This window comes from Thalassolituus sp. UBA2009 (assembly GCF_002335285.1).
GTDB lineage: Bacteria > Pseudomonadota > Gammaproteobacteria > Pseudomonadales > Oceanobacteraceae > Venatoribacter > Venatoribacter alkanivorans.
The window spans coordinates 84,339-109,267 of sequence record NZ_DDCJ01000143.1; the positions used below are offsets into that span (position 1 = coordinate 84,339).

General features: G+C 50.7%; 18 protein-coding genes. 15 read left to right on the forward strand and 3 right to left on the reverse strand.

What is annotated here, in order from left to right; all coding sequences use genetic code 11:
• Positions 1–17 precede the first annotated feature (17 nt).
• The 6 genes from pseG to B3P58_RS17585 are packed head-to-tail and all read left to right on the forward strand — an operon-like array spanning position 18 to position 5,892.
• A complete protein-coding gene (gene pseG, locus B3P58_RS17560) occupies positions 18–1,502 on the forward strand; it encodes a UDP-2,4-diacetamido-2,4,6-trideoxy-beta-L-altropyranose hydrolase (RefSeq protein WP_286719451.1) in 1,485 nt (494 codons plus the stop codon).
• Entirely contained in the window at positions 1,486–2,400 is a 915-nt protein-coding gene (locus tag B3P58_RS17565) for an ATP-grasp domain-containing protein (protein ID WP_286719360.1), read from the forward strand. Before pseG ends, B3P58_RS17565 begins: the two co-directional genes overlap by 17 nt.
• Positions 2,390–3,025: an HAD family hydrolase gene (locus B3P58_RS17570; RefSeq protein WP_286719362.1), complete on the forward strand. Its 636-nt coding sequence runs from the start codon at positions 2,390–2,392 to the stop codon at positions 3,023–3,025. Before B3P58_RS17565 ends, B3P58_RS17570 begins: the two co-directional genes overlap by 11 nt.
• On the forward strand, positions 3,015–4,046 hold the full coding sequence (gene pseI, locus B3P58_RS17575) for a pseudaminic acid synthase (protein WP_286719364.1): 1,032 nt from the start codon (positions 3,015–3,017) through the stop codon (positions 4,044–4,046). Before B3P58_RS17570 ends, pseI begins: the two co-directional genes overlap by 11 nt.
• Positions 4,047–4,051: 5 nt before the next feature.
• Entirely contained in the window at positions 4,052–4,720 is a 669-nt protein-coding gene (locus B3P58_RS17580) for a PIG-L deacetylase family protein (RefSeq protein WP_225693497.1), read from the forward strand.
• A gap of 2 nt (positions 4,721–4,722) precedes the next feature.
• Positions 4,723–5,892 carry a class I SAM-dependent methyltransferase gene (locus B3P58_RS17585; protein ID WP_286719367.1) on the forward strand — a complete coding sequence of 390 codons (1,170 nt, stop codon included), beginning with the start codon at positions 4,723–4,725 and terminating at the stop codon, positions 5,890–5,892.
• 43 nt (positions 5,893–5,935) lie between these two features.
• Here the strand turns inward: B3P58_RS17585 and B3P58_RS17590 are convergent, their stop codons facing one another.
• The gene (locus B3P58_RS17590; RefSeq protein ID WP_286719368.1) at positions 5,936–7,966 is read right to left on the reverse strand and encodes a 6-hydroxymethylpterin diphosphokinase MptE-like protein; all 2,031 of its coding nucleotides are present in this window, start codon (positions 7,964–7,966) and stop codon (positions 5,936–5,938) included.
• A gap of 319 nt (positions 7,967–8,285) precedes the next feature.
• Here B3P58_RS17590 and B3P58_RS17595 point away from each other — a divergent pair, with 319 nt between their 5' ends.
• The 4 genes from B3P58_RS17595 (at position 8,286) to B3P58_RS17610 (ending at position 16,300) form a co-directional block, all read left to right on the forward strand.
• A complete protein-coding gene (locus B3P58_RS17595) occupies positions 8,286–11,159 on the forward strand; it encodes a flagellin (RefSeq protein WP_286719370.1) in 2,874 nt (957 codons plus the stop codon).
• 65 nt (positions 11,160–11,224) lie between these two features.
• Positions 11,225–11,608 (forward strand): flagellar protein FlaG, encoded by a 384-nt coding sequence (locus B3P58_RS17600; protein ID WP_145465814.1) that lies wholly within the window; start codon positions 11,225–11,227, stop codon positions 11,606–11,608.
• A gap of 137 nt (positions 11,609–11,745) precedes the next feature.
• On the forward strand, positions 11,746–15,696 hold the full coding sequence (fliD, locus tag B3P58_RS17605) for a flagellar filament capping protein FliD (RefSeq protein WP_286719372.1): 3,951 nt from the start codon (positions 11,746–11,748) through the stop codon (positions 15,694–15,696).
• 166 nt (positions 15,697–15,862) lie between these two features.
• A complete protein-coding gene (locus tag B3P58_RS17610; protein ID WP_286719374.1) occupies positions 15,863–16,300 on the forward strand; it encodes an ester cyclase in 438 nt (145 codons plus the stop codon).
• A gap of 90 nt (positions 16,301–16,390) precedes the next feature.
• Here the strand turns inward: B3P58_RS17610 and B3P58_RS17615 are convergent, their stop codons facing one another.
• A complete protein-coding gene (locus B3P58_RS17615; RefSeq protein ID WP_145465811.1) occupies positions 16,391–16,585 on the reverse strand; it encodes a (2Fe-2S)-binding protein in 195 nt (64 codons plus the stop codon).
• Positions 16,586–16,909: 324 nt separating this feature from the next.
• Here B3P58_RS17615 and prfB point away from each other — a divergent pair.
• The 3 genes from prfB (at position 16,910) to ung (ending at position 20,360) form a co-directional block, all read left to right on the forward strand.
• A protein-coding gene (prfB, locus tag B3P58_RS17620) for a peptide chain release factor 2 (RefSeq protein ID WP_286719377.1) occupies positions 16,910–18,005 on the forward strand; the annotation gives its coding sequence in 2 pieces (ribosomal slippage) (positions 16,910–16,981 and positions 16,983–18,005; 1,095 coding nt in all).
• A gap of 38 nt (positions 18,006–18,043) precedes the next feature.
• Positions 18,044–19,576, forward strand: coding sequence for a lysine--tRNA ligase (gene lysS, locus B3P58_RS17625; RefSeq protein WP_286719379.1), 1,533 nt, complete (start codon positions 18,044–18,046; stop codon positions 19,574–19,576).
• A gap of 106 nt (positions 19,577–19,682) precedes the next feature.
• Positions 19,683–20,360 (forward strand): uracil-DNA glycosylase, encoded by a 678-nt coding sequence (gene ung, locus B3P58_RS17630; protein ID WP_145465809.1) that lies wholly within the window; start codon positions 19,683–19,685, stop codon positions 20,358–20,360.
• Between the two features lie 76 nt (positions 20,361–20,436).
• Here ung and B3P58_RS17635 read toward each other — a convergent pair whose 3' ends face one another.
• A complete protein-coding gene (locus tag B3P58_RS17635) occupies positions 20,437–22,455 on the reverse strand; it encodes a methyltransferase domain-containing protein (RefSeq protein WP_286719381.1) in 2,019 nt (672 codons plus the stop codon).
• Between the two features lie 266 nt (positions 22,456–22,721).
• On the opposite strand from B3P58_RS17635, the gene fliS reads away from it, so the two are divergent.
• Positions 22,722–23,186: a flagellar export chaperone FliS gene (gene fliS / locus B3P58_RS17640; protein ID WP_145465807.1), complete on the forward strand. Its 465-nt coding sequence runs from the start codon at positions 22,722–22,724 to the stop codon at positions 23,184–23,186.
• A gap of 250 nt (positions 23,187–23,436) precedes the next feature.
• Entirely contained in the window at positions 23,437–24,897 is a 1,461-nt protein-coding gene (locus tag B3P58_RS17645; protein WP_145465806.1) for a sigma-54 dependent transcriptional regulator, read from the forward strand.
• The last annotated feature ends 32 nt before the right edge of the window (positions 24,898–24,929 follow it).

Below are 24,929 nucleotides of genomic sequence, written 5' to 3' on the forward strand. Positions count from 1 at the left end.
CGCCTGTTACGAGCCGTATGAGAGTATTAATCAGGGCCGATGCTTCTGAGGCCATAGGCCATGGGCACATCATGCGCTGTCTGACTCTGGCCGGTGCTTTAGCCAAAGCCGGAGCTGAATGCCATTTTATCTGCCGCGAACTACCGGGGCATGCTCAGGCGTTAATCAGCCGCTATGGCTTCCCGGTTAATCTGATTCCGTGTTCTGAACTTTCTTCTGCTGAAGCCATTGCGGAAGATGCAAAGCTTACACTGCAGTTCGCAGGATTATGGCAACCCCATTGGGTTATTGTTGATCATTATGAACTGAATACCGAGTGGCAGTCTGCGCTTAAAAGCACTGGTTGTCGTTTGCTGGCTCTGGATGACTGGCCGCACCGGCAGCACCAGAGTGATCTGTTACTGGATCAGAATCTGGCTGCCGATGCAGAGGCTTATTCAGCCTGGACTGACAGCACTTGCCGGATCTTAACCGGAGCCTGTTTCTCTTTGCTGCGCCCGGAATTTATGCGCAAAAAAGTAAACCGTATTTATTCAGAGAATAATCAGCTGAAAGTCCTGATTAACCTTGGCGGTGCCGATTTACCGGGTTACAGCGCCGATATCGTTGAGCAATTGATGCCTCTGGCGCAACGCCTGAATCTGCAGCTGGTTGTTCTGGTCAATCAGCGCTCGGTTTCCTATACGCAGATCGCAGAAAAAATAACCACAGGGTATTACCCCTTCACAGTGCAATTGCAATCCTATTGTCAGGATATGTGTTCGCTCTATGACAGCGTGAATCTGGCGATTGGTGCCGGTGGCAGTTCAACCTGGGAGAGAGCAAGCCGTGGTTTACCAACAGCGCTGGTTGTCATCGCAGATAATCAGAAGGCGACGGCACAGGCTGCGGTCAGTGCGGGAATGGCTGTCAACATCGGTGATTTTACCTGTTCAACAAAGCTTGACCTTTCTGCACTGGCTGACGTTCTGAAAAATCCGCAGCAGTTACAGCATATGAGTCAGTGTGCTGCTGCATTATTTGATGGCTTTGGGCCAGAGCGCATTGTGCGGGAAATGTTGCGTAAAAGCCGCCAGGATTTGCAATTAACAGCAGCACAACCACAGGACTGCACGCTTTTTTATCAGTGGCAGAAAGAGCCCGGTGCCAGACGCTTTTTCCGTAATCCACAGGTTCCGGTCTGGTCTGATCACCGCTCATGGTATCTCAAGGTTTTACGCAGCCGCGCCGTTATTCTTTATAAAATCATGCTGTGCGGAATGGCGGCGGGTTATATCCGTCTGGATATTCATAATCGCCGGGATGCTGAAATATCGGTACTTGTAACGCGCAGGTTTCAGGGACTTGGTCTGGCAGCAATCGCCCTGAATCTTTGTGCCTCTGTGCATTCAGAACGCCGTTTATATGCGGCTATAAAAAATGGCAATTATGCATCGCGCCGCAGTTTTCGCCGTGCCGGATTCCGGCCATCAGGAAATGAAATGTATGTCAGACATCCGTAATAAACCCCGTATTCTGATCAGTGCCGCCGCTTCACCTGCCGCCGCCTCGCTGGTGCAGCATCTGCGCTCAAAGGGTTATTACATTATTGGAATGGATGCCAATGAATATGCTGCGCCTTTAGGGGCGGCTATGTGCGATGATTTTTTACTTTCGCCCATGGCGACAGACTGTGGCTATTTACCGTTTCTGGCAAAGCAGCTTGATCGCTGTGATCTTTTCCTGCCCTTTATCGATGAAGAGCTGCTGGCGATTGTCAATGCCGGCGCCGGACGGATTCAGAAGAGCAAAATAATGCTGTCTGCCGATCAGAGCATGAACATTTGTCTGGATAAACTGAATTTTCAGACTTTCTGTGAGAATAATGATTTAGCCATTGCTCCGCGGGCCATTGATGTTCCGGCGATATATAAGCCACGTAACGGTCGTGGCGGAAAAGGTGTGATGCTGGTTGATGATGAGGCTGTTTTTGCACTTCTTTCTGCAAAAGAGCAGGGTATTCTGCAGCAGCAGCTTAAAGGCGTTGAGTACACCGTTGATTGTCTGTTCGGCAAGGACTCGGCACTGTTGTCTGCGGTTGCCCGTCAGCGTCTTCTGGCAGCCGGTGTATCGACCATTGGCCGCATTGATCAGAATCCACAGGTACTTGAATTAGTGACCGATGTCAGTAAGAAACTGAATTTCCGTGGGCTGGTGAATATTCAGATTATGCTGACAGATGCAGGACCTAAGCTGATCGAAATTAATCCGCGCTTATCCGGAAGTCTGATGTTTACCATACTGGCAGGCGCTGATTTGGCAGATGCCGCTATCCGTCTCTGGCTGAATGATGAACAACCACCGGCATTTACTCTCTCCGAAAAAACCTTCTGCCGTTATTGGAGTGAGTATGTCTACTGATCTTGCCGATAATATCAGGCAGTTATTTATCCATTTGGAGCCTTATCAGGAATGGTTGTTTGATCTTGATAATACCCTGTACGCGCAGGCGGAGTACGACCATTGCATCTTTACTGCGCTGGAGCACTGGCTCGGGCAGCAGGGAGAGGCGGTTTCCGGACTGGCCAGAAAAATGTCCGCCGAGAAATTGCGATTAGGACCAACCTATCCGCATCTTTTTGATGACGTTTTCGCCGGTTTTAATCTCAGTCCGGATATTGTCAGCCGGGCGATTGAGTTTTACCGTGATGAACGACCAGCCTTCGTCAGCAAACATAACCTGATTGCACAGATCAGGGCTAACTTACAGGGGCGGCCTTTGTTTATCGTAACCAACGGACACACGGCACTACAGCAGCATAAAGTGAAGTGTCTTGGTCTGGACTCTCTGGCCAGCAAAGTTGTTTATTGTGATAAACACAGTCCGGAGCAACTGAAGCCTTCCCGCTGGGCCTGGGACAGGCTGCTTGCGGATTACCAGTTCAGCCATCCGCTGTACGTCGGAGATTCTCCGGCAACAGACGGTGGTTTTGCCCGTAATGCGGGCATCGACTATTACCGCTTTGAGTATTCCTATGAACATTAATAATCAGATCATCGGTGCCGATCATCCGCCCTATATCATTGCGGAAATGTCCAATAATCATATGCAGGATATGGATCGTGCCAAAGCCATCATTGACGCGGCGATGAATGCCGGTGCCGATGCGATAAAAATTCAGACCTATGATGCCGACAGCCTGACCATCGAGTGTGATCTGGATGATTTTATTATTAAAGATCCGCTTTGGGCCGGGCAGAGTTATTATCAGCTTTATAAAAATATTGCTGCGCCAAAATCCTGGACGCAGGAGTTATTCCGTTACGCCCGCCAGCAGGGCGTAACCCTGTTCAGTTCACCTTTTGATAAAGAAGCCGTGCGGATTCTGGAAGAGGTTAACTGCCCAGCTTATAAAATTGCCTCATTTGAAGCGCAGGACCCTGAGCTGCTTGGGTATGTCGCCAGAACCGGAAAACCGGTGCTGGTATCGTCCGGGGTCAGCAATTGGAATGAAATTCAGGAAACGCTGCTTTGGCTCAGGCAGGCCGGGGCGCAGGATCTGGTATTTCTGCACTGCATCAGCAGTTACCCGGCCAGCGAAGCGGATATGAATCTGAATGTTCTTAAGCGCCTGGCCACTTTACCGGTTATTACCGGTTTATCTGATCACAGTCTGGGTAATACTGCGGTACTCGGTGCTGTTGCTTTAGGGGCGAGAGTCATTGAAAAGCACTTTACCCTGCAGCGCAGCGATGGCGGCCCGGATGCGGAGTTTTCTCTTGAGCCAGAGGAATTTAAATCGATGGCAGTGCAGGCGCGGGCATTATTTCAGGCGCTGGGCAGCGACCGTATTATTGATGCCCCATCCCGTCAGGGCAATCAGCATTCACGTTCGGTTTATTGTGTTAAAGATATTAAAGCCGGCGAGCATATAAGCGCGGATAATGTGCGCGTCATTCGTCCGGGTTTTGGCCTTAAGCCGAAACATTTACCTGATATGATCGGTAAAAAAGCCCGCGCGGATATTGCGCGTGGTACGGCTATGAGCTGGGAGCTTCTGGAATGACTGGAATGAAACGGATACTGATTATCGCCGCCCATGCCGATGATGAAGTGCTGGGTGCCGGAGGAATAATCCATCGCTGGGTCAGAGAAGGTAAAGACGTTGCCTGTTTATTTCTGGCTGATGGTGAGACATCGCGTGCCGGTGGCGAAGAGCGCATCGGCCAGCGGACCTGTGGTGCAGAGGCGGCCGCTGCTGTACTGGGTCATCAGATTCTGGCAACGCTGAACTTTCCCGATAACCGGCTTGATCAGGTTCCTTTGCTGGATATTGTGCAGGCAATTGAACCTCATATTGCTGCTTATGCACCGGATACGGTACTGACCCATTCTGCCGCCGATCTGAATGCTGATCACCGCCGGGCGCTGGAGGCAACGCTGACAGCTTGTCGGCCTTTACCTGGCCATCCGGTACGGCGAATTGCCAGCTTTGAGGTGGTGAGCGCAACCGGCTGGAATCCGGCCAGTGCTGCTTTTAACCCTAATTGCTATATCTCGCTGAGTGAGCAGGACTGGAATAAAAAACAGGAAGCTCTGCAGTGTTACGATGCGGAAATGCGGGCTTATCCTCATTATCGTTCCTATCAGGCAATCGATGCACTGGCGCAGATGCGCGGAGCCAGTGCGGGGGTTGAACGGGCAGAGGCATTAACTATTTTACGTTGGCTGGAGAACTGAGTATGACGGATCAAAAAACTATCTGCCCGGTGTGTGCCGGCGAACAGTCAGAAACTCTGTTAACACTGAAAAAATTTCCGGTGTATCAGCATCCGGTTCCGGTCGGTGAAACACTGCAGCCACCTTTTGAGGTCGATATTGAATATGGATTATGCCGTGATTGCGGTCAAGCTTATCAGCGGCATTATGATAAATCTGTGCTGGAAAACCTGTATAAACAGCATTACTACACGCCACGACCAGGCCATATAGGAACAAAATTTACTCAGGATTTTGTCGGCTTTTTCAAGGAATGTGTCGCCGGGCAGGAGCAACGCTTTCAGAGCGTGCTGGAAATCGGTTGTTCTGCTGCAGAGGTGCTGGGTGAGATTCGCACACTGTATCCGCAGATGGAGTATCTGGGCATCGAGCCAAACGATGAAACACGGGAACAAGCCGAGGAGCAGGGGTTTTGCGTTTATAACAGCTTTTTCAACCGCTCATTTGCAGAAGCACTGGGGCGGAAAGTGGATATTATTTACAGCCGCCATGTGATCGAACACGTCTTTGACTTTGATGACTATATCGCTGCAGCATCCATGCTGTTGAATCCCGACGGGGCAATGTTTATTGAAACTCCGGGTCTGGATTGGGCAATCGAACATGAAAGCCGGGCGCCTTTTCATGTTGAGCATGTAAGTCTGTTTTGCAAGCATTCGCTGCAGGTTCTGCTGGCCCGGCATGGCTGGTTTATTCAGAAATATCAGGTTTCCGATGTTGGTAACCTGATTGCATTCTGTACCCGTGACCGTGAGCAGGCACTGAGTTTTTCGGTACCAGAGAATATTGGTCATTTTCAGCAGGGTATTGATGCGCAGAAGCAACGGCTGGCTGAGCAGATTTCCGGACGGAAGATTGCAATGTGGGGAGCGGGTGCCGGCGGCCGGGCATTAATGAGTTTTCTGGATTTTGTCCCGGACGTTATTCTTGATGGTAACCCGAATAAATCAGAAAGAATTTTTGCCGGTTATGAACAATGCCGGATTCAGCCGGCCGAAGAATGGATTGCTCAGAATAAAGACGACGCCAGCCAGTGGATTATGGTGGTCGCGTCGTCCTTCTATGATGAAATTGCACAGTCATTACAGGCTTATGGCTGGCATGGCGATGCAACTTATCCTTATCGTTATTAATACTTATGCTGGAATAGTTCAGCTGTGAACCATAGCCCGGTGGCTATGGTTCATATTCCGGACAATCCGGGTCATCAATCGCAGTATGAATCCATGGATCTGAGTCGTTAAATTCTTTGCTGACGACGTTGTGCACATGATCCGGTACGGTATTAATAAAGTGACGGAAATTGGTTTCCCAGCGCTCTATATATTCCGCCATTTTTTCCGGTGAATTCTGCAGTTTAAGGGCAACAGAGGCACCGGCATGCAGGTAATGCCATATGGCTCCGCGGATTAAGAACTGCAGAGCACCATAGCGGCTCAGGCCAAAGGACAGATACTGACCGACGATATGCAGATTCTGATAATGCTGTGTCAGGGTTTTCTGGCCACTGCCCATCATATTCAGAATATCATCGGCGATCTTTCTCAGATTACTTTCCAGTTCATCAGTCCGTTGCTGCAGGAATTCCGGTGAAAAGACAGCCCTTTTCCTGTCTGACATAAGCTGAAGATCGTTTTCCTTTTTCGCGGCCGATGACTCCATCAGCGAACAGAATCGGGACTGCTCCATGTGCTCAGCGTTTTCGATTTTTGCACCATTAGCGCAGTTATAAACTTCAATCGTTCTGTTTTTCAGGAAATAACTGATGTCTGATTCAAGCCGGCGTCTGGAGGCGTTATAAATCATGGTTGTCTGCATTGGTAAGCCATCAACCGATTCAATCTCAATCAGATCCTGCTGCTGGTAATTGGTGGATTGCTTCACCAGATCAGAGCGCTGCTCACTGTAATAAATCGAATTCTTGGAGTGGTGTGAACCGGTATTACGGAAGCCGTAGTCCGTACCAAACAGGAATACCTGTTGGTGGTTCAGGTGATAACAGATGGCCAGCGCGGCATTGGTACAGGTTGGGGTTGTGCCACGGATCTGGTCGGTTAAGTCTTTGCTCAGCTCATGAATGGCGGTGGAGTCTTTGATAAAAAGCATTACCCTGCCAAACATCGGCGGAATTTTCGGCGTTGTCTGAGCCGAGCAGATCAGGGTGATATCCTGCAGATATTCCGGGTCATTAATTTCACTGATCACCCGGAAAGGCTCATAGTGTGATTCAATCTCGATATGGAAATCCGGCTTAATGCCCTGTTTGTATAATGCGCGCAGTGCTGTCCCGGCCGAATAGAGCACGGCTTTGCCCTGATATTTGCGGATATCTTCGATGCGGTCATCAAGGGATGGGCCGGAACCTATGATAAAAGCCGGGCAGTTCATGGCTTGTTTATCGGCCAGTGGCAGCAGTTCGTTCCCTGCGCGGAAATTATGCAGGGCGTTATTCATCTGATTGATTTCATCGTCGTAATACCCCCAGAGCGAGAGATACACTTTCAGATCTTTCTGGATTTTTTTGATGACCTTGCGGTACTTATCCTGGTTGCGGTGATTATATAAATAGGTACACAGGGAAAAGCTGGGCGGATGATCAATCAGCTGATTCCAGAGCACCGCATACTGATCGGTGGCCAGCTTAAAGTCACCAATGACCAGCTGGATGGATTTTCCGCGCTCGCTGAATTTCAGGAAAATGGCTTCCCAGTCGATGCAGTACAGAGAGGTGACAAATTCTTCCGGATCGGTTTCATAGATAATCAGGGCAAGTATTTCCCGCCGGTTGACCAGCTCTTCTATATGGAAACCGGCGCCAATCCCCATGATGGCCACCAGGGCGAGGAAATCCGGGATCTGGTAATCCTCGGTCTGATCAACCTGTGTGTCCTGGTACAGGCGGGTGATTGAGCGGGAGAAATAGCGTTGTGCCTTAAAGGCGTTCGCGCCATGGGGCCTGAGGCCATGGATGGCATTGCCCGGAGCGACGATAGTGTTGAACTGTTCGGCCTCTTGCCGGGCGAACGCTCTGGCATCACCGTTATAAAAGTAAGCATTACCGCTGTGAATATCGACCCGGCCATGATCGTCCATATCCAGTGTCAGCTTCCGCAGGGGCGTGTTCTGCGCCAGATTGTAGAGATAGGGATAGTGCTGCTGCAGGTAAGCGATGTTCTTGTTGAATCTGATTTCGGCAGGGTGCGTCATAAAAGCCTCTCTTTTCATTGAACAAAGCAATATACATGCCTGTGAACCCCCGGGAGCCATCGCTGCGGGAGTGATGTGTCGCGGTTTTTATTCTGGCTGATTTTTTGTCGTTTTTTTGACATTCAGAATAATTTCCAATGGTTTCAATCGCTTAAGAATTCCGTGTCGGTTGGGATTGTGTCGTGATATTGGCGCAAAAAAAATTCTAAAGATCCTGCCGGGTGTGCCGTTAAAAGGTATGACAAAGACAGAGGGAGTGCAGCAACGTTGCTACTACAGCACAGCGCTGGCTCTGTAACGCAGGTACAGGAGAAACACCATGCCTCAAATTATTAATACCAACATTGCCTCTATTAACGCGCAGCGCAATCTGGATAAATCCCAGTCTGCCAACCAACAGGCTCTGCAACGTTTATCTTCTGGTCTGCGTATTAACAGTGCCAAAGATGACGCCGCGGGTCTGGCGATTTCTACCCGTTTCACCTCTCAGATCAAAGGTCTGAATGTGGCCGTGCGTAACGCCGGTGACGGTATCGCACTGGCTCAGACGGCTGAAGGTGCGCTGGGTTCTATGAACGACAACCTGCAGCGTATCCGTGAACTGGCGGTACAGTCTGCTAACGCCACCAACTCCGACGTTGACCGTGAAGCTCTTCAGGCTGAGGTTGATCAGCTGGTTGCTGAAATTTCACGTACTGCTGATGAAACCGACTTCAACGGCCGTAAACTGCTGGACGGTTCTTTCAAAGCAACCTTCCAGATCGGTGCTAACGCTGGTCAGACTGTGGACGTATCCATTGCCGAACTGACTGCCAGCAAGCTGGGTTCCAGCAAAGAAAGCGGTATCAGTGCCATCGGTACTGACAACGCGCTGGCTAACGGCGACCTGATCATTAACGGTGTAGCGATTACCGCTTCCCGTGCAGAAGATGATTCTGCTTCCACCAGTGGTGCGGATGCTTCCGCTATCTCCAAAGCGGCTGCAGTAAACCGTCACTCCGCAGAGACCGGTGTGTCTGCGCAGGTGAATGAAAACACTGTTTCCGGTTCTGAAATGACGGCTTCTGCTGCCAGCGGAACCATCAGCCTGAACGGTGTGAACATTGATATTCAAACCTCTAACGATGGCTCTACTACCCGTGCCTCGGTACTCGAAGCGATTAACGCTGTGTCTGATCAGACCGGTGTTGTTGCGGTTGATACCGGCTTCGATAAAGGTGGTGTGCAGCTGGTTGCCGCTGATGGCCGTAACGTTGACATCAATCTGGGCACTCTGAGTGCCGCTCAGACTGGTCTGGCTGCTACGGGCGTGTACGAAGGTGGTTTCACTCTGATCGCCGATGGTGACGTGAAAGAAATCGTGATCGAAGGTGGTAACGGTACCGGTAACGGTGACCTGTCCAATGCTGGTCTGGTTGCAGGTACTTATGAATCAGGTCAGGCCAGTGTGGTCAGCGATGCCCAGACTCAGGATATCTCTGCCGCGAACGCAACCCCTGCCGGTACTTTCGTCAGTGTTGCCAGCGCAGCAGCATCCGGTTTCGATACCACCACTTCTATCGGCTATGAAGTAACCGTTAACGGTGCTACTTCCATCGGTACTATGGCCAGTGGTGGTTTCGTGAACAACCTGGCGGCAGCCATCTCCAATGTGGCCGGTGTGACCGCTTATGAAAGCGTCAAACTGACTGTCACTATGGCAACTACCGCGACAGCCATTGAGCTGGGTACCGGTACCAGTGGTGCAATGATCAGCTTCACTGCGGGCTCAACCGCAACCGTTGCTGCACAGAATGCTGCTGATGCAATCAACGCCCGTGACTTCTCTGCTGAGAATCTGGATGTAAGCGCTACCGTAAACTCTGCCGGTGCACTGGTTCTGGATGTGAAGAACTTCTCCACAACCACAGCAGGCTCTGCGGGTCTGGTGGTATTCGATACTTCAGGCGCGATTGGTAACGTAGCGGTAGGCACTAACGCTGCTGCTGCATTCCAGGCTTCCGGTACTAACAATATTGTACAGGGCTCTCTGGCCTTCCAGTCTGACGACGGTACTAAAGTGACTGTTGCTCTGTCTGATCCGGATGATGCCGGCCAGTTACTGGCATCAGGCACCACCAGTGTGACCACTGCTTATGATGGTGTGAATGGTCTGAAAGACGGTGACCTGACCATTAACGGCGTCAGTATCAAAGCTGCAGAAACCAGCGAAGATAAGGCGAGTGCCGAGTTTGCATCTGACGGTTCCCGTATCCTGTCATCCAACAAAACCTTGTCCGGTATCGCTGTCGCCGCCGCGATCAATGAAGTATCGGATGAGACTGGTGTGCAGGCGGCTGTGAATCCAACCGAAGTTGTTGGTGGTACTGCAGTGACCCAGGCAGAGGCGAATGCCTTCGAGAATGGTGATCAGGCTGGTATCTACATCAACGGTGTGTCTCTTGGTTCGGTAACCCTGCAGACTGATTCCGGCGGTAACATTGATTACGCTAAATCCCGTGCTGATGCGATTGCACTGATCAATCAGAGCGCAGGTCAGACCGGTGTTACCGCAATCGATAACGGTGAGTCTATCTCTCTGACCGCTGCCGATGGCCGCAACATCTCGATCGCGATTGATGATAAGTCTGGTTCTTCATCTTCAATCGGTCGTGTATTCGGTCTGGACTCTGCGGTAGAGGGTATCGGTGAAGCGACCTTTGGTCAGGGTGGTACAAGTACTAAGTCTTCTGTTGAAGCAGATACTTACGAAACTACTTACTCAACCGTGAAGCTGACTTCTGCGAAAGAAATTGAAGTCAACGTCGGCAGCAACGGTAATACCGAGCTTGAAGCTCTGGGCTTCAACACCGGTACTTACGGTGGTGGCGAAAACGGTCAGTTCCTGACAGAGATCGATATTTCGACCTTCGAAGGTGCGACTGCTGCGATCACTGCGATCGACAACGCGATTGGTCAGGTGGCCAGCCAGCGTGCCGACCTCGGTGCGATCCAGAACCGTATGAGCTCTACTGTAAGTAACCTGCAGGTGACCTCTGAGAACCTGAACTCCGCGAACTCACGGATTCAGGATGCGGACTTCGCGGCTGAAACCGCCGAGCTGTCCCGTACTCAGGTACTGCAGCAGGCAGGTATCTCGGTTCTGGCTCAGGCGAACGCTGCCGGTCAGCAGGTTCTGTCTCTTCTGGGATAATAGCGGACTGATGGGGAAGGCCAGCCTTCCCCAGGCTGCTTAACCAAGAACCTGAGAGGTGACTTATGAACGAGCTGAAATTGAATGTGGTAGACCATACAGCTGTATCACCCTCAGCTACAGCCGGAAAGAAAGCTTACGCCAAGGCGGCAAGTGATCCGGTTGCAGGTTCCGATAGCGGCAAGTCTTTGCCGGTTGGAACTGAGAAAGTTGCGGAACTGAATAAGGACCAGGTCAGAGAAGCAATTTCCCGTATCAATGAGTATGTACAGCAAACTGAAAGAACACTGGATTTCCAGCTGGACGAAGATAGCGGCAAGACCATTATCCGCGTCTATGACCGGGCGTCATCGGAACTGATCCGACAGATTCCCAGTGAGCTGGCTCTGGAACTGGCGCAGAAATTGAATGATGAAGAACCATCTTTATTGTTCAGCGCACAAGTTTAGGTGATCAGTGTATGGGTTAGGTAAACAACCCTTCAGAAAACCCTGCATTGGCCGATAAAGCCAGTACAGGGTTTTTTGTTTCAGGGCCATCTACGCTTGATACAGACCGGATGGTTCGGTAACACGGGGGAACAGGTATGGCATCCATAGAATCACTGGGATTAGGGTCTGGAGTACTGACCACTGATCTGGTGGAAAAAATCATCAGTGCAGAGAAAGAAGCGACCTCGCTGCGTCTGGATAGCCGTCAGCAGCTGGTGGAAGCCAAAATCACCGCCTATGGTGAGATTCAGTCGATGATGGCGAAGGTACAGTCTGCGGCCAACAGCTTATCCAGCCCGAGCCTGGTAAGTTCAACCACGGCGACTTCGTCTGATGAAGATATTCTGACCGCAACAACCTCCAGTCTGTCTGAGCCGGGCACCTATAACGTCGAAGTGCTGAACACGGCTAAATCCCATTCCCTGGCAACACAAACCTACAGCAGCTTTGACGAAATTATTGGCACCGGAAAACTGGTATTCACCTTTGGTGATATCACCTATGGCGCCGGCGGCAATTTTGTCAGCCAGGACCTGAATCCGGATCGTCTCGGCAAAACCATTACCATCGACGACTCCAACCGCACCCTCAGTGGTATCCGCGACGCGATCAATAATGCCGATATGGGTGTAACCGCCAGTATCATCAACGATGGCAGCGGCTATCGTCTGCTGATGACCTCGGAAGAAACCGGGGCTGAAAATGCCATGCGTATTGTCGCGCTGGATGAATCCGGCGCCATGCTCAGTGGCGGGCTGGGAGCGCTGGCATTTAATGAAAACCAGAACACTGCTGCCAATATGAGCCAGACCAGCCGCGGCGAAGACGCGCAGCTGAATGTTAACGGCCTGACCATCACCCGCAGCAGTAACTCCGTAGATGAAGTGATTAAAGGGGTGACCCTTAATCTTAAAAATGCCGATGTCGGTAAAAACATCAGCGTTACAGTCAGTGCCGATACCGATAAATTAGCTGAAAGTATCCAGGGCTTTGTCGATGCCTATAACGAGCTGAAAAGCTTTGTCGATGATTTGTCCGGTTATGATGCTGATAAACGACAGGCGGGCCTGTTGCTGGGGGATTCGACGATTCGCAGCATGATGTCGCAGATCCGCGCCATGATCAGTGAGCCCATTGTTGGCTTAACCGGTAAATACCGTTCGCTGACTGAGCTTGGGGTTGATACCAACCGGGATAATGACTACCAGCTGGATTTTAATACCACCAAATTCAAAAAAGCGATGGCCGAAGACCGGGCGTCGATTGTGGGCCTGCTGGCTAAATCCGGTACCACCACCGACAGCCAGATTACCTACGTTAACGACTCAATCAATACCAAGCCGGGCACCTATGACGTCAACATTACTCAGTTAGCGAGTCAGGCTAAATACGTTGGTGGATCACTGTCTTCGCTGGATTTTTCTTCACCGGTTGTGATTGACGAAAGCAACGATAATTTCCGTATTAACGTAAATGGCCAGACAGCCAGTATTGAACTTACCCATGGCAGTTACAGCTCTGGTGAGGATCTGGCCAAGCAATTGGCGCTGCAGATTAACAGCAGTGAAACCCTGTCTAAATATGGGCACAGTGTTTCGGTTAATTACAATGCCACGGATAAAAACTTTTCCATTACCTCAAACAAATACGGCTCTGAGTCGCAGGTGTATTTTGCGGCTGTCGATCCTAATCTGGCCAACACACTGGGCTTTAATAAGCTCGGTCAGGGGACCTATAAAGGCGTCGAGCTGACCACGCTGAATGCCGAAGCTTTTAATGGCAAAGGCGCTACGACTCAGATCGGCAATACGTCAGTGTCAGCCAGTACCGGAATCAATTTTTCGGTCAGTAACGCGAGCTTTTCTCTCGACGTTGATGGTAATGGTCCGGTAGCGGTGGTGGTTAATCAGAACGCCAATGGCCAGGATCTGAATGGTGACGGGGTATTTGGTGACAGAAAAGATACCCTGCAGGCTATCCAGACCGCCATCGATGCGACAGCCCTGAATGGTCAGGTAACGGCGTCGTTTGATGATAACGGTTATCTGATTTTTGAGACCGTTGCTGAGGGCACTGCACGCAGTATTGAGCTGACCGCTGTTGGCTCTAATACCACGGATGTACAGCTGGGTCTTAATGGTACTCAGGGCGTACAGACTAACGGTAAAGATCCGGGCCTGACCTTTGGCTCACCGGTTGAATTTAATGTGCAGGTCGATGGTATTGAAAGTGCCACCAAGGTTTCTGTGCCGGCTGGTACCTATGCAACAGGCGATGCCTTAGCGGCAGAGATTCAGAATCAGTTAAATATTACGCTGGCCGGTGATGCTAATTTTGCCGGTGCGGTTAAAGGTGCGGAAACCGCAACGGCAACCCGTGATATCAGCACCAATATTGATTTTTCCACAACCAATGCCGGCTTCCGTCTGAATGTATCGGGTGTGGAAAAAGATGTGCTGGTTAACAGCGATTCCGGTGACAATATCGTGGATATTCAGACCGCACTGGATAATGCTTTTGGTGCTGGAGTGGTCAGTGCCAGCCTGGACGGAACCGGGCTGAAATTAACCACCGTAGCAACCGGGCACGAAGAATATATTGAAGTTGTCAGCGACGGTCGCGGCGCGCAAAGCAGCAGCTTTGCCGATATTTCTGCCGGTATTGATTTCAGTGGCGGGCAGAATGCAACCTTCACCCTGACGCTGGATGGCGTCGATATCAATGTGGATGTAAACGGCGATGGCACAACCGGCAGTAATAATGCCGACTCCAATCTGATTGTTATTCAGCAGGCGCTGGATACTGCACTGGCTGCGACCGGGCAATTTGCTGCCGGAGATGTGAAAGCCCGTGTTGATGGCAGTGGCCAGCTGTACTTTGAAACCCAGAGTAAAGACGGTGTTAAAACCGCTGCTACCTTTGGCTCCGGAGCTGCTCTGGAAATTAAAAATCTGGGTGGCACCGCCGTAAGCTCACTGGGTCTTGCGGCTGAAACTGTCAGCAATGGTTATGATGGACTTGGCCTGACCGACACCTCCAGAACCTTTGGCTACGATCTGGATGCCGTGGTTGATTATGTTTACGATCCGGAATCAGATCTTGGCTCCCTGAATATCACCATTGGTGGTCAGGGCACAGCCGTTGGTTTTACCGGATTGGACAGTTCGTCGATTGCTTTCCTCGGTCTGCAGGATGTCAGCCAGTACTCGCCCTCAACGGCTAAAGGCAAAGACGTTGCCGGTACCATTAACGGCATAGAAGCAACGGGTAATGGCCAGTTCCTGCGAGCCGTTGATGGTAATGTGAAAGCCAGTAACGGTTATTACATCGGTAATGAAGCGGCGGACTTTTCGACCCCGGTGAATATCGATGCAACCAATAACACTTTTAAGATCAAGATCGATGGTGTTGAAGCCGAGGTGACATTAAATCAGCCTGCGACCTATAACAGTGGCGCAACGCTGGCCCAGGCATTGCAACAGGCGATTAATGATACCGCGGCATTTAAAGATGAAAGCATTGCCGTCAAAGTGGAATTCACCAGCGATCCGGCATCCTTTGCAAATAATAAATTCGGCATTATTTCAGCCTCAACCGGTGCATCGTCATCTGTTGAAATGACGGATTTCTCCAATGAAGCGGCGGCCATTTTTGGTTTTGTTCGCGGTGCCGGGGATGGTGAGCCGGGTAAAGATCAGGTGGGTACGATCGATGATGCTTCCGGTCTGCGTCTGAAAATTACCGGTGGCAATATCGGCGAGCGCGGTAGCGTTACCTATATCACCGGTTTTGGCGATCAGCTGAAAGATATTATGGACAGTTTCCTTAATGGCCAGAAAAGCGTCATCGGGGTTAAACAGTCGGGGCTGGATGATGAACTGGAAGCGGTGGATAAAGACCGTGACCGGATGGAAGCACGTATCTCTGCGCAGGAAGCCAGACTTAAAGCCCAGTTCCTGTACAACGATTCCATCATTCAGACGCTCAATACCACGCTGGATTATGTGAAGCAGCAGTTTGAAGCAATGAATAACTCCAAGAAATAACCCCTGACCCGGACAGGGACGTCGCGGGCTATACCTGAATGTGAGATATATCGCACATAAGATTAGATTGGCAAATTGCGCCACCCTGGTACAGAATGCCTGAGTACTTAGTTGAACCGGTCACATCGGTTCGGCAGGAGTTCCACTTTTAGGGCAGGGATGTGCCATGTCAGACCATAATAAACAACTCGTAGAGCATTTTATTAATCTGTCCTGGAATACCGGACGTTTCAGTCTGTTGCGTCAGATTGCCACCCCCGATTTTGTTTACCATACGACGTTTGCTGAAGGGTTTAAGGACATTGATTCCTTCGTCGAATACGTCAAACAAATTCGCACTTCCATCGTCGATCTTGATGTCTCCATTGAAGAAATCATGGCGGAAGGTGATCGCGTTATAACGATATCGACATTCAGTGGATCTTTTCAGAAGCCACTGTTTGGTTTTCCCCCAAATAATAAAGTTATTGGCTTCAGTGCGGTGTCTACCTGGGAAATTCGCCGGGGAAGAGTCTGCAGCCAGAATACGCTGGTCGATCTGGCCGGGCTGCAGCGTCAGATGGCTCAGGACTGGGGAAACGGCCCGGTACGGGCAGCCGGATAAAAGCTTTGTGTCGTAACTCTTGATCAATATGTCAGCCAATAAAAAAGAGCGCCCAGAGCGCTCTTTTTTTGCATCTGAATGGCTGTTTTCTCAGCTGGCTACTGCGAACTCGCAGGGCGGCAGGCGGGATGTATGCTCACGGATCATCTGCTTAGCGCTCTGACCGCAGCAGCCGCAGTCGGTACCAACGCCCAGCTTCTGACGGATCTGGGCATAACTGTCGCCTTGCTCGACAGCCTGCTCAATCTGTTGCTGGGTAACGGCTTTGCACAAACATACGTACATGGTAATCAAATCCGGATGCGAATCACTTTGATTTGTAATTTAATCTTAATGCGAAGGATTTGCAATAGCCTTATTAGATATTTCCTATCTACGTCATAAGCAGTAGCAACATCCAGAGCTGCCATGGTTTCAATCACCACCTGTAGCCGCTGCGCTCTTCAGGCCCCGGCTGAGCCGTCTTGCGGCGTGGCCTCAGCCTGAAACACACTCGCATCCGGCGGCTGACTTCTGTAAAATGCTGCCTCTTTTTTGTCGCCAGCGCCCTGAGCGCCGGCCGTACTGACTCCGACCGGCCTGTCTGCCGGATGACAACAGGGTATTACATTGGAAATTAATCCGATCCTCGAAACCATCAAAGACCTGAAAGCGCGCACTGACGTGCTTAGGGGGTATCTTTGACTACGCCAACAAGCTTGAGCGTCTGGAAGAAGTAGAACAGGAACTGTCACAGGGCGACGTCTGGGATAACCCGGAACGTGCGCAGGAGCTGGGCAAAGAACGCTCAGCACTGGAAAATGTGGTCAAAACCATTGATACCCTGGATACCGGCCTGAGTGACGCCCGTGACCTGCTGGACATGGCCGTTGAAGAAGAAGACGAAAACTCGGTCGAAGATATACGCGCCGAACTGGCTGCCTTGCAGAAAGAGCTTGAAGTACTGGAATTCCGCCGTATGTTCTCCGGCGAACTGGACCCGAACAACTGCTACGTTGAAATCCAGTCTGGCTCCGGTGGCACCGAAGCTCAGGATTGGGCAAACATGATGCTGCGTATGTACCTGCGCTGGATCGAAGCGCATGGCTTCAAGGGCGAGCTGATGGAAGTCTCTGAAGGCGAAGTCGCGGGCATCAAAGGCGCCACTATCCGCGTCGAAGGTGAATATGCCTACGGCTGGTTACGTACCGAAACCGGTGTACACCGTCTGGTGCGTAAGAGCCCGTTTGACTCCGGCAACCGTCGTCATACGTCATTCTCATCCGTGTTCGTATCGCCGGAAGTTGATGACAATATCGATATCGAGATTAACCCGGCCGACCTGCGTATCGACGTTTACCGCGCCTCCGGTGCCGGTGGTCAGCACGTTAACCGGACCGAATCGGCGGTACGTATTACCCACATGCCGTCCGGTATCGTGACCCAGTGTCAGAATGACCGTTCGCAGCACAAGAACAAAGACCAGGCGATGAAGCAGCTGAAAGCCAAGCTGTATGAGCTGGAAATGCAGAAGCGTAATGCTGAGGCTCAGGCGCTGGAAGATACCAAGTCGGATATCGGCTGGGGCAGCCAGATCCGTTCTTATGTACTTGACGATGCCCGTATCAAAGACCTGCGTACCGGGGTTGAAACCCGCAATACCCAGGCGGTACTGGACGGCGACCTTGACCAGTTTATCGAAGCCAGCCTGAAAAAAGGCCTGTAACCACACGCTTCGTATCATCTAATTTTTAGGGTAACACCATGACAGACAACAAAGTGACCGAGCAGCCAGCTCAGGATGAGAACAAACTGATCGCCGAGCGCCGCGCCAAGCTCGAACAGCTGCGCAGCAACTGCAAATCGAATGCTCACCCGAACGATTTCCGTCGTGAACATCTGGCCGGTGAGCTGAAAGCCGAACACGGCAGCAAGAGTCAGGAAGAACTGGCCGCTGCCGGTATCCGTGTTGCTGTTGCCGGTCGTGTGATGCGTCGCGGTGGTCCTTTTGTGGGGATTCAGGACAGCACCGGCTCGATCCAGATTTACATGGCCAAAGGCATGCAGAAAGAAAGCGAAGCCTGGCAGATGCTGGATCTGGGTGACATCGTGGCCGGTTCAGGTACGTTACACCTGTCCGGTAAGGGCGAGCTGTATGTCGATATCGACGAGCTCAGCAACTTCCGCATCCTGACCAAGGCACTGCGTCCGCTGCCGGATAAATTCCACGGTCTGGCTGACCAGGAAATGAAATACCGTCAGCGCTACGTTGACCTGATCATTAACGAAGATACCCGCCGTACCTTCCTGATCCGCTCAAAAATTATTGAAGGTATCCGTTACTTCCTGTCGCAGCGCGGCTTTATGGAAGTGGAAACCCCGATGCTGCAAACCATTCCCGGTGGCGCTTCGGCCAAACCGTTTGAAACTCACCACAATGCACTGGGCATCGATATGTTCCTGCGTATTGCGCCGGAGCTGTACCTGAAGCGTCTGGTGGTGGGCGGTTTTGACCGTGTGTTCGAGATTAACCGTAACTTCCGTAACGAAGGTCTGAGCACCCGTCACAATCCTGAATTCACCATGATCGAGTTCTATCAGGCGTATGCCGATTACCGCGACATGATGGATACCACCGAAGCCATGCTGCGCTTCCTGGCCGAAAGCGTATTGGGCACCACCACGCTGGAATACGGTGATGCGACCTACGACTTTGCCCAGCCATTTACCCGCATGAGCATGGTGGATGCCATCCTCAAATATAATCCGGAAATGGACGCGGCTGTTCTGCGCGATGCTGAAAACAACATCGAAACCCTGAAAGAGTATGCCCGCAGCGTGGGTATCCATCTGGGACCGAAAGAAGCAGGCTGGGGTGCCGGTAAGCTGGTGTGTGAAATCTTTGAAGCCACCGCCGAAGAGAAGCTGAATCAGCCGACCTTTATTACCGAATATCCGTGGGAAGTGTCACCACTGGCGCGTCGCAACGACGACAACCCGTTTGTGACCGACCGCTTTGAATTCTTTGTTGGCGGACGCGAACTGGCCAATGGCTTCTCCGAGCTTAACGATGCCGAAGATCAGGCTGCCCGTTTCCGTAAGCAGGTTGAAGAAAAAGATGCCGGCGATGATGAAGCGATGCACTACGACGAAGACTACGTACGCGCGCTGGAATACGGTCTGCCACCAACGGCTGGTGAAGGTATTGGTATCGACCGTCTGGTGATGCTGTTCACCAACAGCCATACCATTAAAGACGTTATTCTGTTCCCGCACATGAAGCCTCTGGCGGATTAACGCTGAGCAGACGATAACAACAGGCAGCTTCGGCTGCCTGTTTTGTTAGGGCCTGTTGCCACAGACAACCCGGACAGTTAACAGACAGTTTTTAAGGATATTAATCATGGGAAAAGCCGGAGAATTACATCCATCCTGGCAGGCAGTGCTTGGTTCTGAACTGGAGCAACCTTATATGCATAATCTGCGTGAATTTCTCAAAGCAGAGAAAGCGGCGGGTAAGGTTATCTTCCCTCCGGGTCCACAGATTTTTAATGCCTTTAATCACACGCCGTTTCAGCAGGTGCGTGTGGTGATTATTGGCCAGGACCCGTACCACGGTCCGGGGCAGGCTCATGGCTTAAGTTTTTCGGTACAGCCCGGGGTAAAAATTCCACCATCACTGGTGAATATTTTTAAAGAAATTGAAGGTGATCTGGGGCTGCGTATGAGCGGCAGTGGTGATCTGACACCATGGGCTGATCAGGGCGTTTTACTATTGAATGCAACGCTGACGGTGGAGCAGGCCAATGCCGGTTCACATCAGGGTAAGGGCTGGGAGCAGTTTACTGATGCGGCTATCCGTGCGCTGAATGAGCAGCGTGAAGGGCTGGTATTTGTCCTCTGGGGCAGTTATGCGCAGAAAAAAGGTGCCGTGATTGACCCGCAGAAGCACCTGGTGCTGAAGTCGGTGCATCCTTCACCGTTATCTGCGCACCGCGGCTTTTTTGGTAATCGCCAGTTCTCACGTATTAACGATTACCTTATTTCCCGTGGTGAAGCACCGATACAGTGGCAGCTTTAAGCGCAGGAAAATAAAACGCAGGATTTAGGAAGCGCGGCCAGATGGCAGCTCAGGTTCAGCTGTCATCTGTCCGTTTTTATGGTTTACGCGCATAAAACTGATACATACCGGCAAATAACTGCGGATTATTCTGCTCCAGTGTGTGCCATTCTGCGGCGGTAATCCGGCTGCTGTGTTTACCTGTAAGGCTGAGTAATTCCTGCGATTCAGGGGGCGGCAGCATACCAATCCATTCCAGTCCGGCACTGGCCAGAAAACCTTCTAATTCCAGTACATCAAACACATGCTCCTGCTCATGAAACAGCAGGTCGCGACAGGCGCTCAGACTGTAAAAGTCCGGTGAGTTATAGATCTCAGTCCAGTCACCTTCAATCGAACTTTGTAATAAAGCTTCACGTACCAGACGCATTTCTGCAGGTTTTCCTGGTTGTTTATTTCCCCAGAGTTTGCGCAATTCACTGATCTGCCGGCGTGCAGTTGCACTGTACAGGGCAAGCTTAATAACGCCACCGGATTTCAGTTTCCGTGTCAGTGCCTGCAGGCCAGTGACAGGAGAGTGCATATGATGCAAAACGCCGGAGCATTCAATTACATCAAAGGTTTCGTGGAGCTTATCAAGCTGCAGAATATCCCCCTGAATAAACTGAATATTACGTTTGTGGCGCTTTTCTGCCTGATATTTCGCATAAGCCAGTGCGCTGTAACTCAGATCCAGTGCGCAGACTTTTACCTGCGTGAAATATTGTGCAAGACGGATGGCATGGCGGCCAGTGCCGCAGCCGGCAACCAGAATATCAAGTGAGCCGCCGTCAGCTTGAGCGAGCAGGCCGTGCTCAGGGAATGCTGCCTGTAACGCCGCCCGGTAATTACCCGGTTGGCTGTACCCTATGTCTGTCCAGCGGGGATAGGGGTTTTGATTGTACTGCTGTTGCACTTTTCGTGAAGTGTGGTCAGCACTTTCCCCTAACGCCGGAATACTGTTAATAATGCTGTTCAGATTCTGTTGCTCAGTAATCGCCTGACGTATAAGGCTATCCATTACTTTTGGCCACTGCAGTTTTTTACTGCTTAACGCCGGGAAAAATTCGCACTGAATTAATGGTTTATACATTTGCAGCAGCAACAGAGCCGGATAGATGTCATCTGCTGTCAGCTCATCAATACTCAGCATCTTTGTGCACAGTATTTCCAGTTGCTGTACCAGAGCTTCTTCCTGTGAGGTTATATACCAGACAGATTCATTTAATGAGCATTGGTATGCCAATGCTGAGACCAGTGGCAGCAGATCTTTTTTAATGGCAAGGTTACTGCTGCAGGACAGTAACAAAGACTTTCTCAGAGTCAGCAGCAAGCGCTCAATTAATGGATCGCAAAAATAAAAGCGTGTCAGTGCCTGTAGTAATAGGTTGTCGTTGGCAATGGTTTCCAGTTCAAGCGGGCATCCGGCTTCAGATAAGCGTAATTTATGTTTCAGCAGTGATGTGGTCAGACTGCGTAACTGGCTGTGATCACTATCGGTAAAATCGAAGTAGCGTAACAGATCCTGTTCCAGCTCCTCTGAATAAAAGTCCGCTATAACGTGGGAAGCAGACTCAAATAATTTACTGCGGATCTGCTTGTCGCGTGACTGGGTTTTGATCAGTTCACGGTAATGGCGGAAAGCTTCAACATAATCTCCCTGCAGTAATTTTACGTGGGCGAGGAAATTAGCTGCTTTAGTGGCCACCCGCGATATACGACAGGAGCGGGTGAAATAATCTTCGGCTTTATCGAGCTGATGTTGGCTCAGGGCGATATGGCCAGCGCTGTACAGCAGGCTGGCACTGTCAGGCTTTATGCTCAGGCCGCGATTAACCCAGTACTCTGCAGCGGCGACATGCTGACGCTGCAGTTCGATACGGGCAAGAAGGTTTAATCCGGCAAGGTTGTCAGGCCGCAGCTGCTGTGCTGCTTCAGCCAGAGTACAGGCTTCCTGCAGCAGGTGCTCATCCTGCTGTGCAACAGCATCGCTGTACAGCTTGCTCGCCAGTTCGTACAGGTGGCGGTGTTCCCCTGTACCACTGCGGGCGACGGTCTGTAGTTGTGCGCTAGCCATAATTAAAGCCTCATTAAAAAATGCACTGACAATTTCCCTGTCAGCATAATGTGTGCCATTTTTTAAGTGATTGAATAATAAGGGTTTTGTCGATTTTTATAGCGGCAACAATGGGTGGCTATGGTTGCCGTCCGGCGAGGCATTGCCGTTTTTATGGAATACTGGAGTGGCTCTGTGGGTGTGTAAGGAATGAAACAGAGGCTAAAGATATTCTCCATGCGGCCGTAACATTGGTAACAGGCTTTTGCGAATTCAGGAGACGTGACATGTATAAGAGCGGTGCTAAGCAATATCAGCAGGTTAATGTGACTTCCGAAGTATTGGATGCCGACCCTCATCGCCTGATTCAATTGCTGATGGAGGCAGCGCTGACGCGCATGTCACAGGCGAAAGGAGCGATTGAGCGTAAAGAGATGGATACCAAAGCCAATCTGCTGGGACGGGTGATGGAAATTATCCAGACTCTGCAGGGCAGTCTGGACCACTCGGCCGGCGGTGAACTGGCGCAGAATCTTGACCGTCTTTATGACTATATGAATCGCCGACTATTGGAAGCCACCAGTCAGAACAACCTGGCGATGATCGATGAGGTGATGAGCCTGTTACTGGAAGTTAAACAGGGCTGGGATGGTATCCGTCAGGAATATCTGCAAAGTCTGAATGGCACAACTGCATCACCTTCTGTTAATTCTGTCAGCGATGTTCGCCTGGAAAGCCATATTTCTGTCTGAAATTTAATCATTTCCCTTCGGAATCCCGGCGCAATTTGTTCACGGTGGACAGATTGTGCCTTGTCTTTTGACGACACCTTCAGCTATAAATGCCCCCAGCGTGAACGCTTAACAACAAATTATTATTTAACGTCAGAAGTTTGACTTGCTTATGGATTGCTACTTAACTTACGTAGTTCCAGTCAATCTTATGACGTTATAAAAAGAAGAATTGACCGATAGTCACATTGGGAAGGAAAGGCTGACCACCATGTGGAGAGAAATTAAAGTACTGCTGGTAGACGATGATGCGCAGCGGCGACACGACATGAAAGTCATTCTTGATTTTCTTGGCGAAGAAGCAATTGTTGCTCAGACCACCGACTGGCGCAGGGAGGTGGAAGGTAAAATCGAAGACAGTACAGAAATCAGCGCCGTCCTTCTTGGTGACAGTAGTTCCATTGCGCTGGAAGACGTAATAGAAGGTTTACTGAGTTGGGATAAAGGCATCCCGATTCTTTTTATGGGCGACAGCTCATTGCCAGACAGTATGCCTGAGCATATTCACCGTGCTTTATTAGCGAATGTGGAGATGCCTCCGAGCTACAACAAATTGCTCGACAGCCTGCATCGCTGCCAGGTATATCGCGAACAATATACGCATAACCGCAGTCGCGGAGAGCGCCGAGAGGTACAGCTGTTCCGCAGTCTGGTGGGCACCAGCCGTCAGGTTCAGCATGTCCGTGAGCTGATTATGCAGGTTGCGGATAAAGACGTCAGCGTGATGATTCAGGGTGAATCCGGTACCGGTAAAGAAGTGGTTGCGCGCAATCTGCATTACCATTCCCATCGTCGAAATAAACCTTTTGTGCCGGTTAACTGTGGCGCTATTCCTGCTGAGTTGCTGGAAAGTGAACTGTTCGGTCATGAAAAAGGCGCCTTTACCGGAGCCATTAACAGCCGCCCCGGGCGTTTCGAAATGGCTGAAGGCGGTACGCTCTTTCTCGATGAAATCGGCGATATGCCGCTGAATATGCAGGTAAAAATACTGCGTGTTCTGCAGGAACATACCTTTGAGCGGGTGGGCAGCAATAAAACCATTGAGACAAATGTGCGCATCATTGCGGCTACCCATAAAAACCTCGAACAGATGATTGAAGATGGTACTTTCCGCGAGGATTTGTACTACCGTCTCAATGTATTCCCGATTGATATGCCTTCTCTGCGGGAGCGCGTCGAAGATCTGCCGTTATTGCTGAATGAGCTGATTTCCCGTCTGGAAAACGAAAAACGCGGTTCTATCCGCTTTAATTCTGCTGCCATTATGTCTCTGTGCCGTCATGACTGGCACGGTAACGTTCGGGAACTGGCCAATCTGGTGGAGCGGCTGGCGATTCTGCATCCCTATGGCGTGATCGGGGTTAATGAACTGCCGAAGAAATTCCGCCATGTGGATGACAATGATGAAAGCTTGTCGGTGCCGGTTATTGCTGATGTAACCCAGAATGATGGCCGCCTGGCGGGTATCGACTCTCCGGCATTACTGCCGGTTAATGGTCTGGATTTACGTGAATATCTGCAGGATCTTGAGTGTTCATTAATTCAGCAGGCGCTGGATGATGCTAACGGCATCGTTGCCCGCGCTGCTGAGAAATTAAATATCCGGCGTACGACTTTGGTCGAAAAAATGCGCAAATATAATCTGCAGCGCAAAGAAAAAGATTTCGCCTGAGAGCGTCTTCTTTTTTGATCAGCCCACAGAAA